The organism is Stenotrophomonas sp. YJH_SMC_57, from assembly GCF_059369755.1.
Window position 1 is genome coordinate 241,865 of record NZ_JCAFSZ010000006.1, and the last position, 16,089, is coordinate 257,953.

A 16,089-nucleotide genomic window follows, 5' to 3' on the forward strand; every position below is an offset into this window, starting at 1 on the left:
GCCGGGCATGGGCTCGGCGCTAGGCCTTTCCAGCCGGCTTCTTCGGTGGATCGTCGCAGATCTTGTGCTGCACCACCGTATCGCCGGCCTTCCATTCCTTCACCACCCGGCAGCGCTCCCGGGCTTTCGGTGTCGCCGCCGCTGCGGCATCCGCTTCGTCAGCAGCCGCGGTCTGCTGGCGCTCGAGCCAGGCAGACGACGGCGGCACGGCCGGTGCAGCGAGCGCGGGCAGCGCAATCAGCGCCAGCGCGGCCAGCAGCAGCGCCCTCATGCGGCCACCGGGCCGCCACCGAGCAGGCGTGCCGGCAGCATGAACAGCGCGCGCAGGAACGCGAACAGCGCCGAGAAGGTGATGCCGACCAGGCGGAACGGCAGGCTCAGCAGCCACACGAACGGCCAGGCGATCAGGGCGAGGATCGCCAGCGGCCAGCACAGCACGAACAGCAGGCACCACACACCGAGCGCGAACAGGGTCTTCATCACGGTCTCCTTGGGGCGGCACCCTGCCGCCTGTGGACACCATGGCGCCCCGCCCTCGCTGCCCGCAAACGGTTTGCGACGAAACCCAGGCTGGGGGCGATGAAACCGGTGGTGGGGAAACCGGAGATTCAGGAGGTTGCCGGCCAGCGGCCGGCACTACCGAACGGATTCACACCGGCAGTGCGCCCGGGCGGCCATGGGCCAACTGGAAGCGTGCGGCCGTGCGTACCGGTGCATCCGCGCGCAGCACGCTGTCGGCGAAACGCAGCTCGGCGTCCACCGTCTGCCGGTTCAGCTGCAGCTTCCACCAGCCACGGCGATCACCATCGAAATAGCGGATATGCGGGTTCTGCGGAATCGACGGACCGTAGTACGGGCCATAGGGCGTATCGTCGCCGCCGCTGCTGATCGCCGGGGCAATGAACTCGGTGGCCAGCACCGGGGCATCGGCCGTGTCGAAATCCAGCTTCAGGTCGTTGACGAAGGTGGAATGCCAGTCGCCACCGAGCACGATGGCGTTGCCCTGGCCACCTGCCTGCAGCGCCTGCAGCAATCGTTTGCGTGCGGCGGGATAGCCATCCCAGGCGTCGTTCCAGAAACGCTCGCGCGGCGTGCCGCCGTCCAGCCGCAGCTGCGCCATCAGCAGCTGCTGCACCACCACGTTCCAGCGCGTGCCCTGCGCGGCGGCCATCGACTGTGCGAACCACGCCTCCTGGCCTGCACCGAGCATGCTCATGCGCGGGTCCAGTGCGGCGTCACAGCGTGGTGACTCACCGACGCCACAGGGATTGGCCGGGCGGAACTGCCTACAGTCGAGCAGGGTCAGCTGTGCCAGATCGCCATAGCGCAGGCGCCGGTGCACGCGCAGGCCGCCATTGCCGGTCGGCGCGCTGCGCATCGGCAGGTGTTCGTAGAACGCACGGTAGGCCGCGGCGCGGCGCACGATGAAGTCTTCGGTCGATACGCCGGGCTTTTCCGGGTGGATGCCGGAGTAATCGTTCTGCACCTCGTGGTCATCCCAGATCACCGCGAACGCGTGTGCGGCGTGCGCGGCCTGCAGATCCGGATCGAGCTTGTACAGCGCGTACTGGTCACGGTAGCGCTGCAGGCTGACCGTCTCGCCGCTGAAGCGCTCGGCATCCAGCGTGCGCCCGCGTGCGTTCTGCAGCGGGCTGTATTCGTACAGGTAGTCACCGGCATGCAGCACCAGGTCGACATCGCTCTGTGCGATGTCGCGCAGCACCGGATAGTAGCCACTGTTCCAGGCCTGGCAGGTGCACAGGGCCAGCCGCAGCTGCTGCAGTTGCGTGTCCAGCAGCGGCGCGGTACGGAAGTGGCCGACCGCGCTTTCCTCATCGCCATCGCAGGCGAATCGATAGTAATAGTCGCGGCCCGGGCGCAGGCCGTTGACCTCCACGTGCACCGAATGGGCCAGCTCCGGCGCCGCGGCGGCAACGCCACGCTGCACCAGCCGGCGCATGCCCGGGTCTTCAGCCACGAACCAGCGCACCGGCACCGCCCGCGGTGGCATGCCGCCACCATTGAGCGGGTCCGGGGCCAACCGCGTCCACAGCACCGCGCCCTGTGGATCCGGATCACCGGCGGCGACACCGAGGGAGAACGGATCGCGCCCCAGCCGCGGCCGTGGACCGGCCGTGGCCAGCCCCGGCATCGCCGCCAGCGCGATCGCCGCCCCCGTGCCCTGCCACGCCATGCGCAGCAGGCGACGACGGCTTTCCGGATCGACAGGACCGCGCATCAGAAGCGCACGGTTGCGGTGGCCATCACCTGGCGCGGTGCACCGACCTGCATGGTCGCCAGGCTGCGGGTCGGGTCGGCGGCATAGGTGCCGTTGGTGTTGATCGACGACAGGTAGCGCTTGTCGGTCAGGTTGGTCAGGTTCAGCGCCACGGTCAGGTTCTGCGCCGGGCCCAGCGTGCCGAAGTCATAGGCCACCGAGGCGTTGACCAGCCAGTAGCTCGGCACCGACACATCATTGGTGTAGGTCACGTAGCGCTTGCCGACATGGTTGGCCGACAGGCGCATGTCCCAAGGGCCCGGGGTCCACGCCAGGGTGCTGGCGAACATCCATTCCGGGGTGTCGACGGTCTTCTTGCCGCGGGTCGGCACCACGCCGTTGTTCACGTAGTCGTTGTCGTAGGTGCTGTCATTCCACGACAGCGCGTTGGACCAGGCCAGGTCCTGCATCGGCTTCAGCTGCAGGGTCGCCTCGGCGCCACGGCTGGTCACCGAACCGACGTTGGAGAACAGCGCCGGGCAGCCGAGGATGCCCACGCATTGGGCGATCGCCAGCAGGCGGTTGTCGAACTTGACGTCGTACACCGCAACCGAGGCTTCATAACCCTGGCCGTAGCCACGCCAGCCCAGCTCCAGCGTGCGCGACTGTTCCGGCTTCAGGTTCTGTGCGCTGGCATCGAACGCCGCCTGCGGCACGTTGAACGGGCTGCCCACGCCCAGCGCATAGGCCGCGATGTTCTTGGCGAACGAACCGAAGATCTCGTTGCCTTCGTTGAGCTTGAAGTTGAAGCCGGCCTGCGGCAGGAAGCCCTTCTTGGCGGTCAGGCTGCTGTTGTTGGCATAGCTGCCCAGCGGCGTGCGCACGCTGGTGCGGGTGTGCGGCGACTTCGCACCGATGTCGATGGTCAGGCGGTCATCGAACAGGCGGAAGCGGTCCTGCACGTAGAACTGGCGGGTGATGGTGGTGTAGCGCTGGTGCCACACGCGCTGGTCCGGATTGCGCAGGAAGAAGTCGTCGGTGATCGGGCCATCGATGTAGTAGAAGTTGCGCTGCACGCTGTGGCCATTGTCCTCGTACCAGAGGCCGGCTTCGAGTTCGTGGCCGCCGACATTCCAGGTGAATGCCGAGGTCACGCCAGTGCGGTCGATCGCGTATTCCGTGGTGCGGATCGAGATCGGGATCTCGCGGCTGGTACCCGGGTTGGACGGATTGGACGGGCTGAACCAGTGGCCCTGGCCGCGGTTGCTGTGGTTGTAGACGTTGACCTTCAGCCGCATCGATTCGTTCAGGCCAAAATCGCCGGCGATGCTGGACAGGTCATCGTTGCGCAGGCCATGGCCAGAGTAATACGCATCCCACGGGCTGTTGACGCCGCCGCTGAATCTGCCACGTGCGGCAGCGACGGCGCGATCCCAGTCCGGCGCGTAGTTGTCCCAGCCCCAGCCGAGGCGATCGATCATCTCCAGCGACAGGTCCTGGTAGTCCGCTTCGACGCGCCGCGAGACATTGAACAGCGCGGTGATCCTGCTGTCCGTACCGAAGTTGTAGGTCGCCTTGCTGTTGAACTGTTTCAGCTCCTGCGAGCCCTTGCCCTTCCACTTGTCGCCTTCGGAGTACACACCGGACAGGTAGGCGGCAAACCCCTGGTGCTCGCCCGTCTCCAGGCGTGCATAGCTGCGGCGCGCATTGTCACTGCCGAAGCCCTGCGCCAGCACCACGCCGAACTCGGTGGACGGATCGATCGAATAGAACTGGAACACGCCACCGAGGTTGCTGGTGGACGGGGTACCCAGCGCGCCGATACCGGTGGAGACGTCGGCACCGCCGAGGTTCTCGCTGATCACCGCGCGGCTGATGTGCAGGCCGTTGCTGTTGCCATAGGCCATGTTGCCCAGCGGAATGCCATCGAGGGTGTAGCCGAGGCGGTTCTGGTTGAAGCCGCGCAGGCTGATGGTGGTGGACCATTCGTAGGCGCCGGTGGCATCGGCCGATTCGAAATGCACGCCCGGCTTGGTCGCGAGCAGCTTCAGCGGATTGGCACCGGGCGGCAGCACCTTCATGTCCTCGGCGGTCACGCGCTGTACCTGGCGGGCTTCGCCGCGGCCGATCACCGAAATCGAATCGAGCGTGGTGGCCGACTGCGCGTCGGTGTCGGGAGCGGTTTCAGCAGCGGCCAGCGACGGCAGCGAGGCACAGACCAGCAGGGCCAGCAGGTTGCGGCGAAGCGGAGCGTGGGACGGCATGGGGGCGGATTCCTTGGGCACGCTGGACGCCGAAGGGCGGCGTCGAAAGGGCAGCAGCGGCGGAATCGTAGAAGCGGCGCGTTACATGTCATTTACACGCCACGTACGGAAGTCTGGCGTTTCGAATGGTCTTCCGGCCGTGGCGTGACTGCCGGCCAGCGGCCGGCACTACGGTTATTCGAACGAACCGACCGAGTCGTGGGCCAGGTTGTCGAAACGCGTGTACTCACCGAAGAACTTCAGCTTGCACGAGCCGGTCGGGCCACCACGGTGCTTGCCGATGATGATCTCGGCCAGGCCCTTGTCCGGCGAGTTTTCCTTGTTGTAGTAGTCGTCGCGGTAGATGAACACGATCATGTCCGCGTCCTGTTCGATTGCGCCCGATTCACGAAGATCGGCCATCACCGGGCGCTTGTCGGTACGCGTTTCCAGCGAGCGGTTGAGCTGGGACAGCGCGATCACCGGCACGTGCAGTTCCTTGGCCAGGCCCTTCAGCGAACGCGAGATTTCCGAGATTTCGGTCGCGCGGTTTTCGCTGTTGCCGGGCACGCTCATCAGCTGCAGGTAGTCGATCACCACCAGGCCCAGGTCATGCTCGCGCTTGAGGCGGCGGCACTTGGAGCGCAGCACTTCCGGCGACACGCCCGGCGTATCGTCGATGAAGATCTTGGTTTCCTTCAGCATCTTGATCGCACTGGTGACGCGGCTCCAGTCCTCGTCTTCCAGCTGGCCGGTACGCAGGCGCTGCGCGTTGATGCGGCCGTTGGAGGAAATCAGGCGCATTGCCAGCTGCGAGGCCGACATTTCCATCGAGAACACCGCCACACCCTTCTTCGACTTGATCGCCGCGTACTCGGCGATGTTCAGCGCGAAGGTGGTCTTGCCCATGGCCGGGCGCGCGGCGAGGATGATCAGGTCGGTCGGCTGCAGGCCGGCGGTCATCGCATCGAAGTCGTTGTAGCCGGTTGGCAGGCCGGTGATGTTGCCGCCGTTCTCGAAGCGGTTGCGCAGTTCTTCGAACGCGTCCTTCAGGGCGCCGGGCATCGCCACGAAATCGGTACGGCCACGTGCGCCCTGCTCGGCGATGGCGAACACGCTCTTTTCCGCCGAAGCCAGCAGCTCGCTGCTGTCACGGCCCTCGGGCTGGAAACCGTCGTTGACGATGTCAGTACCGACCTGGATCAGCTGCCGCAGCACCGCCTTGTCACGCACGATCTCGGCGTAGGCCACGATGTTGGCCGCCGACGGCGTGGTGCTGGCCAGCTCGATCAGGTAGGCGCCGTCGCCGACCAGCTCCAGCTTGCCCTGCGATTCGAACCACTCGCCCAGGGTGACCGCGTCGAACGGCCGTTCGCGCTCGGACAGCTCGCGGATCGCGCGGTAGATCATCTGGTGATCGCGGCGGTAGAAATCGCCTTCGGTCAGCTGGTCGTTGACCCGGTCATATGCTTCGGGCGCCAGCATCAGGCCACCCAGCACCGCCTGCTCGGCCTCCACCGAATGCGGCGGTACCCGCAGCTGATCGATGCGCGATTCATCGCGATCACGATCAAAACCATCGCCGCGCTCTCTGCGGTTGGAACGGAAGCCGGAACGGGCGGACATGCTGCGGTGTTTCCTGCAAAAGTGGACCAGACGAGTGTAGGCATGCGCCGACCCCGGCGGCCATGGACAAGCCTGTGGATAAGCCGTGGAGAAACGGGGGATATCCGCCGATGCCTGGCCAGACTGGCGCGGGGGTGTCGCACTGCCTGCGACGGGTGCCATTGCGGCACCCGAGCAGGTCATTATCGCAGATGGGGGCGGCGGCCGCTGGCGTCAATCGCCCTTGACGTGCACCGCGATCAGCGACAGGAACCGGTCCACGTAGCCCTGCAGGAATTTCTGCGTGCCCTCGTTGTGGATCGTGCCGTCGGCATCGATCAGGCCGTCCTTGAAGTGGATGAACGCCTCGGGCTGGCCGAGCACATGCATGTCGAGGAAGGCCAGGCTGTTGCGCAGGTGCTGCTGGGCCACGGCGGTGCCGATCTGGCCGATGGAGGCGCCGATCACCGCCGCCGGCTTGCCGGCAAACGCACTGTCACCATACGGTCGCGAGCCGATGTCGATGGCGTTCTTCAACACGCCCGGCACCGACCGGTTGTATTCCGGGGTCACGAACAGCACCGCGTCGGCGGCGCGGACCTGGTCCTTCAGCCGCGTGCCCTGCGGCGGGTAGTTTCCATCGAAGTCCTGGTCGTACAGCGGCAGGTCGCCGATCTGCACGTACTGGAAGCGTGCACGCTGGCCGGCGATCTTCTCCAGCGCATGGGCCAGCTTGCGGTTGCAGGAGTCCTTGCGCAGGCTGCCAACGAACACGGCGATGGTGGGGATGGACATCGGGACATACTCCTCACGGTGCGGGAGGCCCAGCCTAGTCGCCGGCCCCGTGCGCGCCGGTGAAGATCAGCGGCCGGTCACGCCCGCCCGCACCTGCCGCCAATGCGCCTGCCAGGCCTGGAACATCAGCACGTTCCACAGGTGGGTATGCCACTTGCGCTGCCCGCCGAGGAACTGCTGCCACAGCGGCTGCACCGCCGCCGCCGACAACACGCCCTCGCGCTCCAGGCGCGCCGGCTGCAGCAGGTCTTCGGCCCACGGCCGCAGGTCACCCTTCAGCCAATCGCTGACCGGCGCACCGAAGCCACGCTTGGGCCGGTGCACCATCGACTGCGGCACGTAGCGGCCAAGAACACGCTTGAGCAGCACCTTGCTGGTGGTTTCGCTGCGCTTGAAGCCCAGCGGCAGTGACCAGGCGAACTCGGCCACGCGCCAGTCCAGCAACGGCGCACGCGCCTCCAGGCTGACCGCCATCGAAGTGCGGTCAACCTTGCACAGCAGATCATCCGGCAGGTAGGTCACGTAATCGGCCAGCATCATCGCGTCGGCCGGCGTGCCGGCGCCGTGCAGCGGGTCGGCCAGGTCGTAGAAGCTGCCCGCCGCCTGCGCCCCTGGTACCGCTGCGGCCGGGTCGCGCCAGCGCGAGATGCGGTTGCGGTACACATCGCCGATACCGCGCGCACCGGACTCGGCCAGCAGTGCGGCCAGGCCGCCCGTGCGCGAGGCCTCGCCCTGCTGCTGCGAACGCGCGCCCATCCAGCGCCGCAGCGGCCCCGGCACGCGGCCCAGCATCTGCCAGTTGCGCAGCGCGCGTACATAGCGGGTGTAACCAAAGAACAATTCATCGCCGCCGTCACCGGACAGCGCCACCGTCACGCCCTGCCGGGCCAGGCGCGCGACCAGCGCGGTCGGCACCTGCGAGGCATCGGCGAAGGGCTCGTCGAACATCGCGGGCAACTGCGGCACTACCGCCAGCGCATCGGCACCGCTGACATACAACTCGGTATGGTCGCAGCCCAGGTGCGTCGCCAGCTCCCTGGCCAGCGGTGCCTCGTCGTGGCCCGAACCGGTGAAACCGATGCTGAAACTGTGCACCGGCTGCCCGCTCTGGGCCTGCATCAGCGCCGCCACCAGCGACGAATCGGTGCCGCCGGACAGGAACACGCCTACCGGTACGTCGGCCACCATGCGCAGCGCCACCGCATCGCGAAGCAGCGTGTCCAGCTGCTCCTCGGCCTCTTCGATACGGCCCTGGAACGGCGCCGCCAACGCCGCCTGCATGCGCGCCCGCGCATCCCAGAAAGGACGTTGCGCCTGCTCCGGGCGGTGCGCGGCCGCACCGGCCGCCACGGTCGCTGCATCCAGGCGCAATACGCGACCCGGCATCAGCTTGTAGCAGCGCTGGTGGATGCTGTGCGGCGCCGGGATGTAGTCCAGCCGCAGCAGCAGGGTCAGCGCATCGCGGTCGATGTCGTTGTCGAACGCCGGATGCTGCCACAGCGCCTTCAGTTCAGAACCGAACACCAGCGTGTCGCCGGCCCAGCCGTAGTACAGCGGCTTCTTGCCGACCCGGTCGCGGGCCAGCCACAGGCACTGTTCCTGACGGTCCCACAGGGCGATCGCGAACATGCCGTTGCAGCGCTGCAGGGTGTCTTCGATGCCCCACTGCAGGATCGCTGCCAGCAGGACTTCGGTGTCGGAGTGGCCGCGGAAGGTGTGGCCCAGCGGTTCCAGCTCGGCGCGCAGCGCAGCGAAGTTGTAGACCTCGCCGTTGTAGGCCATCACATAGCGACCGTCGGCCGAAGCCATCGGCTGGTGGCCCAGCGGGGACAGATCGAGAATGCTCAGGCGGCGGTGCGCCAGCGCGATGCCGGCCCCGGCATCGACCCAGCGGCCACCATCATCCGGCCCGCGGTGGTGCAGCGCCTCGCCCATCGCCAGCACCTGCGCCTGCAGTACCTCGGCCGACGCCACGGGCGCCGGCAACAACATTCCCGCCAATCCACACATGCATCAGGGTTCCTGCGCCAGTTCAAGGGCGGCGCCAATCACTGCATTGTCGCTTGGAAGCCCGAACATTGCTGCCCCCGCCAGCGGGGTATAGGTATCGGCACCGCAGACCCGGCGCAGCGGCAGGTGGCCGAAGCCGGCCTCGACCAGCGCGGTGACCACGCCCTCGCCCACCCCGCCGCTGTGCCGCCCCTCGTCCAGCACCAGCACCCGCCGGGCACTGGCGGCCTGTGTAGCGATGAAGCCGGCATCCAGCGGCACCAGCCAGCGCAGGTCGACCACCCGCACCTGCCAGCCCAGCTGCTGCTCGATCGCGCGCGTCGCACGCAGCGCCATCGGCACGCCGTTGCCATAGGTGAAGACCACCAGGTCCCCGGCGTCGGCGGCGTAGACGCGGCCCTCTCCCGGTACCAGCGCCTGGCCCTGCGCCGGGTAGTCGAACAGCCACTGGCCATCGCCCGCTTCGTGCAGGTCCTTGCTCATGTACAGCGCGATCGGCTCGAGGAACACGGCTACCCGCCCATCCACCCGCGCCAGCGCCGCCAGCGTGCGCAGCATCATCACCGCATCGTCGCCGCGCGACGGGCAACCGACCACCAGGCCGGGGATGTCGCGCAGCGCGGTGATCGAGTTGTCGTTGTGGAAATGGCCACCGAAGCCCTTCTGGTAGCCCAGCCCGGCCACCCGCACCAGCATCGGGTTGCGGAACTGGTCGTTGGAGAAGAACTGCAGCGAGCAGGCTTCGCCGCGCACCTGGTCGATGGCGTTGTGCAGATAGGCCAGGTACTGGATTTCCGGGATCGGCAGCATGCCCATGTTGGCCAGGCCCTGGGCCATGCCCAGGATCATGGTTTCGTCCAGCAGGGTGTTGAACACACGGCGCGGGCCGAACCGGCGCAGCAGGTCCTTGCTGACCGTATACACCCCGCCCTTCTGCGCCACGTCCTCGCCGAACAGCAGGCTCTGTGGGTACTTGGCCAGCAGTTCCTGCAGGCCGTGGTTGATCTGGATCGCCAGATGCCGCGGTGCCTGCCGCTCCGGCAGCGCCTCGGCACCACCGTACAGCGCCTCGCGCGCTTCGTCGGGAACCTCACGCCGGGCTTCGGCCAGCACCACCGCCGGCGTGTACGGCGCCAGTGGCGCCATCACGTCCTGCAGCGACTGCAGCTTCGGGCGGCTTTCGGCCTCGGCGGCGGCGGCCATGCAGCGCGCGCGCATCGTCTCGTAGGCGACCTCGATGGCGGCGGCATCCATCCAGCCCGACTCCATCGCGATCTGCGCCGAGCGCAGCAACGGGTCCTGCGCCTCGGCCGCGCACAGCTCCGGCAACGCGCGCCATTCCACTTCAAAATCGGTACCGGCATGGCCCATCAGGCGCGTGGTGCGCAGATGCAGGAAGGTCGGCCGCCGGGTACGACGGCAGTGCTCCACTGCGGCCTGCACCTGGGCATGGCCGCTGGCCAGGTCCAGGCCATCGGCGAAGAAATAATCCAGCCCGGGCTGGCGGCTGAAGCGCTCGGCAATCCAGCCGTCCGGCGTCTTCACCGAGATGCCCAGGCCGTTGTCCTCGCAGACGAACAGGACCGGTGCCGGCAGCTTCTGGTAGGCCGACCACATCGCCGTGTTGAACGCGGTCTGCGCCGTGGCATGGTTGGCCGAGGCATCACCGAACGAGCACAGCACGATGCTGTCGGCCGGGATCGGCAGCGGCTGCCCCAGCCGCTTGCCACTCTCGATGGCCAGCGCGGTCCCCAGCGCCTTGGGCAGGTGCGAGGCGATCGTCGAGGTCTGCGGCAGTACCCACAACGGTTTGCTGCCCCACACCTTGTGGCGCCCGCCGCTGGCCGGATCATCGGCGCTCGCGGCGAAGGACAGCGCGGCATCACGCAGCGGATCGATGCCCGGCACCTGCCGCGAACGCTCGACCATGAAGGCGCCCGAGCGATAATGCAGGAACGCCGGATCGGTATGCCGGGTAGCGCGTGCCAGCAGCGCGTTGCCCTCATGGCCGGAGGAACCGATGGTGTAGAAGACCTTGTTCTGGACACGCAGCACGCGTGCCATCAGGTCCAGCTGGCGGCTGGCCAGCTGCGAATCGAACAGGTCGGCAAAGGCCGCGGCGGTGAGCGTGCTGCCAGGCAGGATCGGTGCCTCCGGTGCCGGACGCTGGCGTGGGGTACCGCGCCAGCCACGTACCGCATCGAGGAAATTGGCGTCGCACACGTCGGCGCGGTTGAGCACGCGCATGCGCGCGGGAATCGGATCTGGAACCACAGCAAACATCGAACACCCTCCGTGTCGTTGTTGCGTTCCGCCGGACGTGGCCCGGCGCTACCCTGTGGAACTCATGCAGCGTCGAAGCGTGCGCGCACCTCTGCGGTCACGGCCGGCATTGGCAGGAAGCGCGGCTGCCCTCGCACGCGCTGCAGCCAGGCGCGCACCTCGGGGAACGGCGCCAGGCCGATGCCGCCCTCGCCGGCCACGTCGGTGTAGGCGAACAGCGCGATGTCGGCGATGCCGTACTCGCTGCCGGTGAACCAGGGCGCCTGGCGCAGGTGCTGCTCCATCACCGCCAGTGCGGTGGCGGCACGCTCGTGCAGCCTCGGCAGTTCAGCGCGGCGTGGCGAATCGGGGGCCGTCCAGCCACGGATGAAGCGCGCCACCGCCACGCACGGCTCATGCGTGTACTGCTCGAAGAACATCCAGCTCAACGCCTGCGCGCGCTCCCAGCCGTCACTGGGCAGGTACGGCGTGCCTTCGGCCAGCCAGAACAGGATCGCGTTGGACTCGGTCAGCACGCGGCCGTCGTCACGCACGATCAGCGGCACCTTGGCATTCGGGTTCAGCGCAAGGAACTCAGCGGTGTGGGTCTGGCCATGGGCACTGTCCACTTCCACCCAGCGGTAGCGGCTGCCGAGCTGCTCCAGCAGCAGGCGTACCTTGTGGCAATTGCCCGAGACCGACATGCCATGCACCGTCAGCGGGACGCGCTCTTCCACCATCGCCTGCTCCATCGGATCCGGCCGGCGGCCGGCTGCGTGCAGTCTGGCAAGCGCGCCGGTGAATGCCAAGCGCGGGTGCAGCATGCCCACGCGGTAGTGCCGGCCGCTGGCCGGCATCCCCGGCACTACCAGGCAACGCTCAGCGCGCGCGCTTCCTCCATTGCTCGCGTGACTGGCCCCAGATCTGCATCGGCTTGTCGTTGTACGGCGGCGGTAGTTCGCCCATGCGCAACAGCGTGCTGCCGAGCTTGCGCGCCACCGCCCGCGAGTTGTCGTTGTTCTCGGCAATGGTGTGGATCACCTCATCCCAGCCCAGCGTATCGAAGGCCCAGTCGATCGCCGCGACCGCCGCTTCCGGCGCATAGCCCCGGCCCCAGCTGGCGTGGCGTATGCCCCAGCCAACCTCGGTACCGGGCCAGTCCTGCGGTTGCCAGGGCCCCATCCGCCCGATCCATTCGCCGCTCGATTTCTCGATCACGCTGAACATCGAGAAGCCGAACAGATGCCAGGCGCCGGCCAGGCTGCAGAAGCCGCGCCAGGCCACCGAAGGCGGCTGCACACCGCCCAGGGTGCGCATCGTTTCCTCGTCGGCGCAGAACGCCAGGTACGGTTCGTAGTCCTCGCGCAGCAGGGGGCGCAGGATCAGCCGCTCGGTTTCCAGGCGCAGGTCGAAGATGCTCATGCCGACTCCATGTCGTGGGAAGGGGCGACCATGATGGTCGATCCCTGACCCGACGGGATGAATTCCGGCCCGCACAACGCAACGGGCCGGCATGCGCCGGCCCGTTGACTCCTGCAGGTTGCGCCCGGGTTTACTGGCGCGTGGCTGCAGCCGTGGCGCCCGCGGCAGCGGTCTGCGTGACCAGCTGGCCATCAACCACCGGCAGGCGATCGCTGGCCGGCTTGTTGTCCATGCGCACGGTCTTCTCGGCGCCATCATAGCGATAGGTCACGTTATAGCCCTTGACCACATCGGTGTTACCCATGGCAATGCGGTTGCCCGGCTTGCTGGCCATTCGCATGGTGCCAGTGGTGCCGTCCTCGTTGCGGTAGGTCACGTTGTAACCGGTAACGCGGCTCGACTCGGAGGTGGCAGTCTCGGTGTGGCACTGGCGCTCGGTGCGGTTGACCACGCGGCCACCCACATGGCGCTTGTCGATCTGGTTGCCGATGAAGCCACCGGCCACCGCGCCGGCCGCGGTTGCGGCCTTCTTGCCGTTGCCGCCGCCGACCTGGTTGCCGAGCAGGCCACCGACCACCGCGCCGACCACAGTACCGCCAACGTTGCCGTCACGCTCCGGCAGGCGCTCCTGCACGGTCACGTCCTGGCAGACTTCGTGCGGGGTCTGGGTGGTGGAGGTCTCGCGCACCGGATCAGTACCGATCACGGTGGCATAGGCCTTCTGCTTCTCAGTGATCGGGTCGACCTTCAGCACGTCGGCGTACTCCAGGCCGCGCGGCGCCGACGGGTCGAGCGTGTCACCACGCGCACCGTCGTCAATGGCATTGCCATCGGCCAGGCGCGATTCGGCATTGGGGGTTCCGGCGCTGATGGAATCGGGCGACTTGTCGCCACTCTTCATGAAGGCGGCGGTGGCGATGCCACCGACCAGCAGCGCGCCCGCTGCGACCAGGACAGTTGTAGTTGTGCTTTTCATGACCTGCTCCTTGCGGACCATCCGCAACGTTCTCGTGCCAGATTGCAGCATGGACTGCCTGAACGGAATCTCCACATTTCCTGCTCATTGCTGTAACCCATTCAGCATCGGGAAATGCTGGGCCCGTGGTAGCGTTTGCATGTTCCCCACGAGGATTCCCGCCATGGCCAACGCGATGCTGCTGCCGGTACTGCAATGGGCGCGCCGGCTGCGCTACCCCACACTGTTCAAGCTCACTGCCGGCCTGTTCGTGCTGACCTTGTTCATTCCGGACCCGATCCCGTTCGTCGACGAGCTGGTGCTGGGCTTCGGCACGCTGTTGCTGGCCAACTGGAAGAGCCGCAACGCTACCCCGCCCCCGCCGCTGGAACAGCGTTGAGTCCGCTGGTCGACAGCCACTGCCATCTGGATGCCAGTGAATTCGATGCTGACCGCGCGGCGGTGATCGAGCGCGCAGGCGCGGCTGGCGTGCGCGCGCAGGTGGTTCCTGCGGTCACCGCCGAAAGCTGGCCGAAGCTGCGCGAGGTCTGCCGGCTGGCGCCGGGGCTGTACCCGGCCTACGGCCTGCACCCGATGTTCCTGGCCGAGCACCAGCCCGGGCACCTGCCGCTGCTGCGCGAGTGGATCGAACGCGAACGCCCCTGCGCGATCGGCGAATGCGGCCTGGATTTCTTCGTTGAAGGGCTGGATGCCGAGGCGCAGCAGGCCTATTTCATTGGCCAGCTGGAGCTGGCCCGCGAGTTCGAGCTGCCGGTGATCGTGCATGCGCGGCGCGCGGTGGACGCGGTGATCGCCGCGATCCGCCGCATCGGTGGCCTGCGTGGCGTGGTGCACAGCTTTTCCGGCAGCCCGGAACAGGCCGCGCAGCTGCACAGGCAGGGTTTCCTGCTGGGCCTGGGCGGCCCGCTGACCTACGATCGCGCGCAGCGCCTGCAGCGACTGGTGCGCGAGATGCCGCTGGAACAGCTGCTGCTGGAGACCGACGCGCCGGACCAGCCCGACGCCGGCATCCGCGGCCAGCGCAACGAACCGGCGCGGCTGGCCATCATCGCCCGCCATGTGGCGGCGTTGCGTGGAATGGAACCGGATGCGGTGGCGCAGGCCACCACCGCAAACGCGCGGCGGTTGTTCGCGCTGCCCGCAATGTAACGGCAGGTGCCGGCCGCTGGCCGGCACGGTCCATCACACCTCGCTGACCTCGACCGCTTCGGCCTTCGCTTTCTTCGGCTCCAGCAGCATTTCCAGCGCCTTGCCGACCGCGGCGAAGGCGAACGCGCCGGTGATGTGCGTCGCGGCGCCCAGGCCTGCGCCGCAGTCCAGCTTCAGTGCCGCATCGGCGCCCAGGTTCGGGCGGATGCCGCACACGCTGCCATCGGCCTGGGGGTACTTCACGTTTTCCAGCGAGTACACCGCCGGCACACCGAAGTAGCGCTTGGCATTCTTCGGGAAATTGAACTCGCTGCGCAGCTTCTTGCGGATCAGCGCCAGCATCGCGTCGTGCTCGGTACGCGAAACATCGCGGATGCGCACCAGGGTCGGATCGGTGCGGCCGCCAGCGGCGCCCACCGTCAGCAGCGGCAGCTTGCGGCGGCGGCACCAGGCGATGGTCTCGACCTTGACCCGGAAGCTGTCGCAGGCATCGATCACCAGATCGAAACCGCGATCCAGCAGTTCGGCCATGTTGGAGACGGTCAGGAACGCCTGCACCGCATCCGCTTCGATGTCCGGATTGATCGCGCGGCAACGCTCGGCCATCGCTTCGGCCTTGTTGCGGCCGTAGTTGCCATCCGTCGCCGGCAGCTGCCGGTTGGTGTTGGACACGCAGATGTCATCGGCGTCGATCAGGGTCAGGTGGCCGACCGCCGAACGCGCCAGCGCTTCCACCACCCATGAGCCGACACCGCCCATGCCCACCACCGCCACGCGGCTGCCCTGCAGGCGCTCGAGCGCGCCCACGCCATACAGCCGTTCGATGCCGGCGAAGCGTTGTTTGACCTGTTCGTTCATCGGGCTATTTTAACGTGCAGGTGCCGGCGCCTGCAGCGCGCCGGCATCGAACCCACCGTTGCACGCCCGGAGAGCCCGCCATGAACGCCAGCCCGCCCCGCCGCCTGAGCACCGCCCATCGCTACCTGTTCGTACTGTGCCTGGGCCTGCTGATCGGCCTGATCGCCACGGTGATGGCCGGGCGTGCGCTGCAGGCCCGCCGCGACCCATTCCCGGACAGCCTGATGCAGGTCATGCAGCGGCAGTCGCAGCTGCTGCAGCAGGCCCAGCAGCAGAACCGCTGCAGCCTGGCCGACAGCGTGCCGCGGCTGCAGGCCATTCGGCTGCTGTCCAACGATCTGGACCTGGCCTTTCCAGGGCTGAAGGACAGTGCGCAGTTCCAGCAGCACGCCAGCCGGCTGCGCGGCAACCTCAACGCTGCGCTGGCTGCGCCCCCCAGCGACTGCACGGCCCTGGCCCAGGTGGTGGATACGCTGCAGGCCGATTGCCGCGCCTGCCACCAGGACTTCCGCTGAGCGCATTCATCCTGCAGCCGGGCAATGCACACGCGG

General features: G+C 67.6%; 15 protein-coding genes. 3 read left to right on the forward strand and 12 right to left on the reverse strand.

What is annotated here, in order from left to right; genetic code table 11:
- Positions 1-19: 19 nt before the first annotated feature.
- The 11 genes from AC5P7U_RS10130 to AC5P7U_RS10180 form a co-directional block, all read right to left on the reverse strand.
- The gene (locus tag AC5P7U_RS10130) at positions 20-271 is read right to left on the reverse strand and encodes a hypothetical protein (protein WP_197564290.1); all 252 of its coding nucleotides are present in this window, start codon (positions 269-271) and stop codon (positions 20-22) included.
- Positions 268-480 (reverse strand): hypothetical protein, encoded by a 213-nt coding sequence (locus tag AC5P7U_RS10135; protein ID WP_005410275.1) that lies wholly within the window; start codon positions 478-480, stop codon positions 268-270. The genes AC5P7U_RS10130 and AC5P7U_RS10135 overlap by 4 nt, the downstream gene beginning before the upstream one ends.
- Before the next feature lie 169 nt (positions 481-649).
- A complete protein-coding gene (locus AC5P7U_RS10140) occupies positions 650-2,239 on the reverse strand; it encodes an alkaline phosphatase D family protein (protein WP_197564291.1) in 1,590 nt (529 codons plus the stop codon).
- On the reverse strand, positions 2,239-4,482 hold the full coding sequence (locus AC5P7U_RS10145) for a TonB-dependent receptor family protein (protein ID WP_414555092.1): 2,244 nt from the start codon (positions 4,480-4,482) through the stop codon (positions 2,239-2,241). Before AC5P7U_RS10145 ends, AC5P7U_RS10140 begins: the two co-directional genes overlap by 1 nt.
- Before the next feature lie 174 nt (positions 4,483-4,656).
- On the reverse strand, positions 4,657-6,087 hold the full coding sequence (locus AC5P7U_RS10150; protein ID WP_005410278.1) for a replicative DNA helicase: 1,431 nt from the start codon (positions 6,085-6,087) through the stop codon (positions 4,657-4,659).
- Between the two features lie 213 nt (positions 6,088-6,300).
- On the reverse strand, positions 6,301-6,861 hold the full coding sequence (locus AC5P7U_RS10155) for an NADPH-dependent FMN reductase (RefSeq protein ID WP_133935104.1): 561 nt from the start codon (positions 6,859-6,861) through the stop codon (positions 6,301-6,303).
- A 66-nt stretch (positions 6,862-6,927) separates the two neighbouring features.
- Positions 6,928-8,871, reverse strand: coding sequence for an asparagine synthase (glutamine-hydrolyzing) (asnB, locus tag AC5P7U_RS10160; RefSeq protein WP_006453976.1), 1,944 nt, complete (start codon positions 8,869-8,871; stop codon positions 6,928-6,930).
- A 3-nt stretch (positions 8,872-8,874) separates the two neighbouring features.
- Positions 8,875-11,154, reverse strand: a complete 2,280-nt coding sequence (locus tag AC5P7U_RS10165; RefSeq protein WP_414555093.1) for a thiamine pyrophosphate-dependent enzyme — start codon at positions 11,152-11,154, stop codon at positions 8,875-8,877.
- 62 nt (positions 11,155-11,216) lie between these two features.
- Positions 11,217-11,873 carry a glutathione S-transferase family protein gene (locus AC5P7U_RS10170; protein WP_414555103.1) on the reverse strand — a complete coding sequence of 219 codons (657 nt, stop codon included), beginning with the start codon at positions 11,871-11,873 and terminating at the stop codon, positions 11,217-11,219.
- 139 nt (positions 11,874-12,012) lie between these two features.
- Entirely contained in the window at positions 12,013-12,555 is a 543-nt protein-coding gene (locus AC5P7U_RS10175; RefSeq protein ID WP_006455123.1) for a GNAT family N-acetyltransferase, read from the reverse strand.
- A gap of 130 nt (positions 12,556-12,685) precedes the next feature.
- Positions 12,686-13,531 (reverse strand): glycine zipper 2TM domain-containing protein, encoded by an 846-nt coding sequence (locus AC5P7U_RS10180; protein ID WP_006455259.1) that lies wholly within the window; start codon positions 13,529-13,531, stop codon positions 12,686-12,688.
- A gap of 163 nt (positions 13,532-13,694) precedes the next feature.
- Here AC5P7U_RS10180 and AC5P7U_RS10185 point away from each other — a divergent pair, with 163 nt between their 5' ends.
- Positions 13,695-13,910, forward strand: coding sequence for a DUF6116 family protein (locus AC5P7U_RS10185; RefSeq protein ID WP_040007412.1), 216 nt, complete (start codon positions 13,695-13,697; stop codon positions 13,908-13,910).
- Positions 13,907-14,680, forward strand: a complete 774-nt coding sequence (locus AC5P7U_RS10190; protein ID WP_197564294.1) for a TatD family hydrolase — start codon at positions 13,907-13,909, stop codon at positions 14,678-14,680. Before AC5P7U_RS10185 ends, AC5P7U_RS10190 begins: the two co-directional genes overlap by 4 nt.
- 33 nt (positions 14,681-14,713) lie before the next feature.
- Here AC5P7U_RS10190 and AC5P7U_RS10195 read toward each other — a convergent pair whose 3' ends face one another.
- Complete coding sequence (locus AC5P7U_RS10195) at positions 14,714-15,538, reverse strand: tRNA threonylcarbamoyladenosine dehydratase (RefSeq protein ID WP_414555095.1); 825 nt, start codon at positions 15,536-15,538, stop codon at positions 14,714-14,716.
- Positions 15,539-15,618: 80 nt separating this feature from the next.
- Here AC5P7U_RS10195 and AC5P7U_RS10200 point away from each other — a divergent pair, with 80 nt between their 5' ends.
- Positions 15,619-16,053: a cytochrome c gene (locus AC5P7U_RS10200; protein ID WP_006455265.1), complete on the forward strand. Its 435-nt coding sequence runs from the start codon at positions 15,619-15,621 to the stop codon at positions 16,051-16,053.
- The last annotated feature ends 36 nt before the right edge of the window (positions 16,054-16,089 follow it).

Coding starts and splice junctions, on each gene's coding strand:
- AC5P7U_RS10130 (WP_197564290.1), bottom strand. CDS start 271: ATGAGGGCGCTGCTGCTGGCCGCGCTGGCGCTGATTGCGCTGCCCGCG.
- AC5P7U_RS10135 (WP_005410275.1), bottom strand. CDS start 480: ATGAAGACCCTGTTCGCGCTCGGTGTGTGGTGCCTGCTGTTCGTGCTG.
- AC5P7U_RS10140 (WP_197564291.1), bottom strand. CDS start 2,239: ATGCGCGGTCCTGTCGATCCGGAAAGCCGTCGTCGCCTGCTGCGCATG.
- AC5P7U_RS10145 (WP_414555092.1), bottom strand. CDS start 4,482: ATGCCGTCCCACGCTCCGCTTCGCCGCAACCTGCTGGCCCTGCTGGTC.
- AC5P7U_RS10150 (WP_005410278.1), bottom strand. CDS start 6,087: ATGTCCGCCCGTTCCGGCTTCCGTTCCAACCGCAGAGAGCGCGGCGAT.
- AC5P7U_RS10155 (WP_133935104.1), bottom strand. CDS start 6,861: ATGTCCATCCCCACCATCGCCGTGTTCGTTGGCAGCCTGCGCAAGGAC.
- asnB (WP_006453976.1), bottom strand. CDS start 8,871: ATGTGTGGATTGGCGGGAATGTTGTTGCCGGCGCCCGTGGCGTCGGCC.
- AC5P7U_RS10165 (WP_414555093.1), bottom strand. CDS start 11,154: ATGTTTGCTGTGGTTCCAGATCCGATTCCCGCGCGCATGCGCGTGCTC.
- AC5P7U_RS10170 (WP_414555103.1), bottom strand. CDS start 11,873: ATGGTGGAAGAGCGCGTCCCGCTGACGGTGCATGGCATGTCGGTCTCG.
- AC5P7U_RS10175 (WP_006455123.1), bottom strand. CDS start 12,555: ATGAGCATCTTCGACCTGCGCCTGGAAACCGAGCGGCTGATCCTGCGC.
- AC5P7U_RS10180 (WP_006455259.1), bottom strand. CDS start 13,531: ATGAAAAGCACAACTACAACTGTCCTGGTCGCAGCGGGCGCGCTGCTG.
- AC5P7U_RS10185 (WP_040007412.1), top strand. CDS start 13,695: ATGGCCAACGCGATGCTGCTGCCGGTACTGCAATGGGCGCGCCGGCTG.
- AC5P7U_RS10195 (WP_414555095.1), bottom strand. CDS start 15,538: ATGAACGAACAGGTCAAACAACGCTTCGCCGGCATCGAACGGCTGTAT.
- AC5P7U_RS10200 (WP_006455265.1), top strand. CDS start 15,619: ATGAACGCCAGCCCGCCCCGCCGCCTGAGCACCGCCCATCGCTACCTG.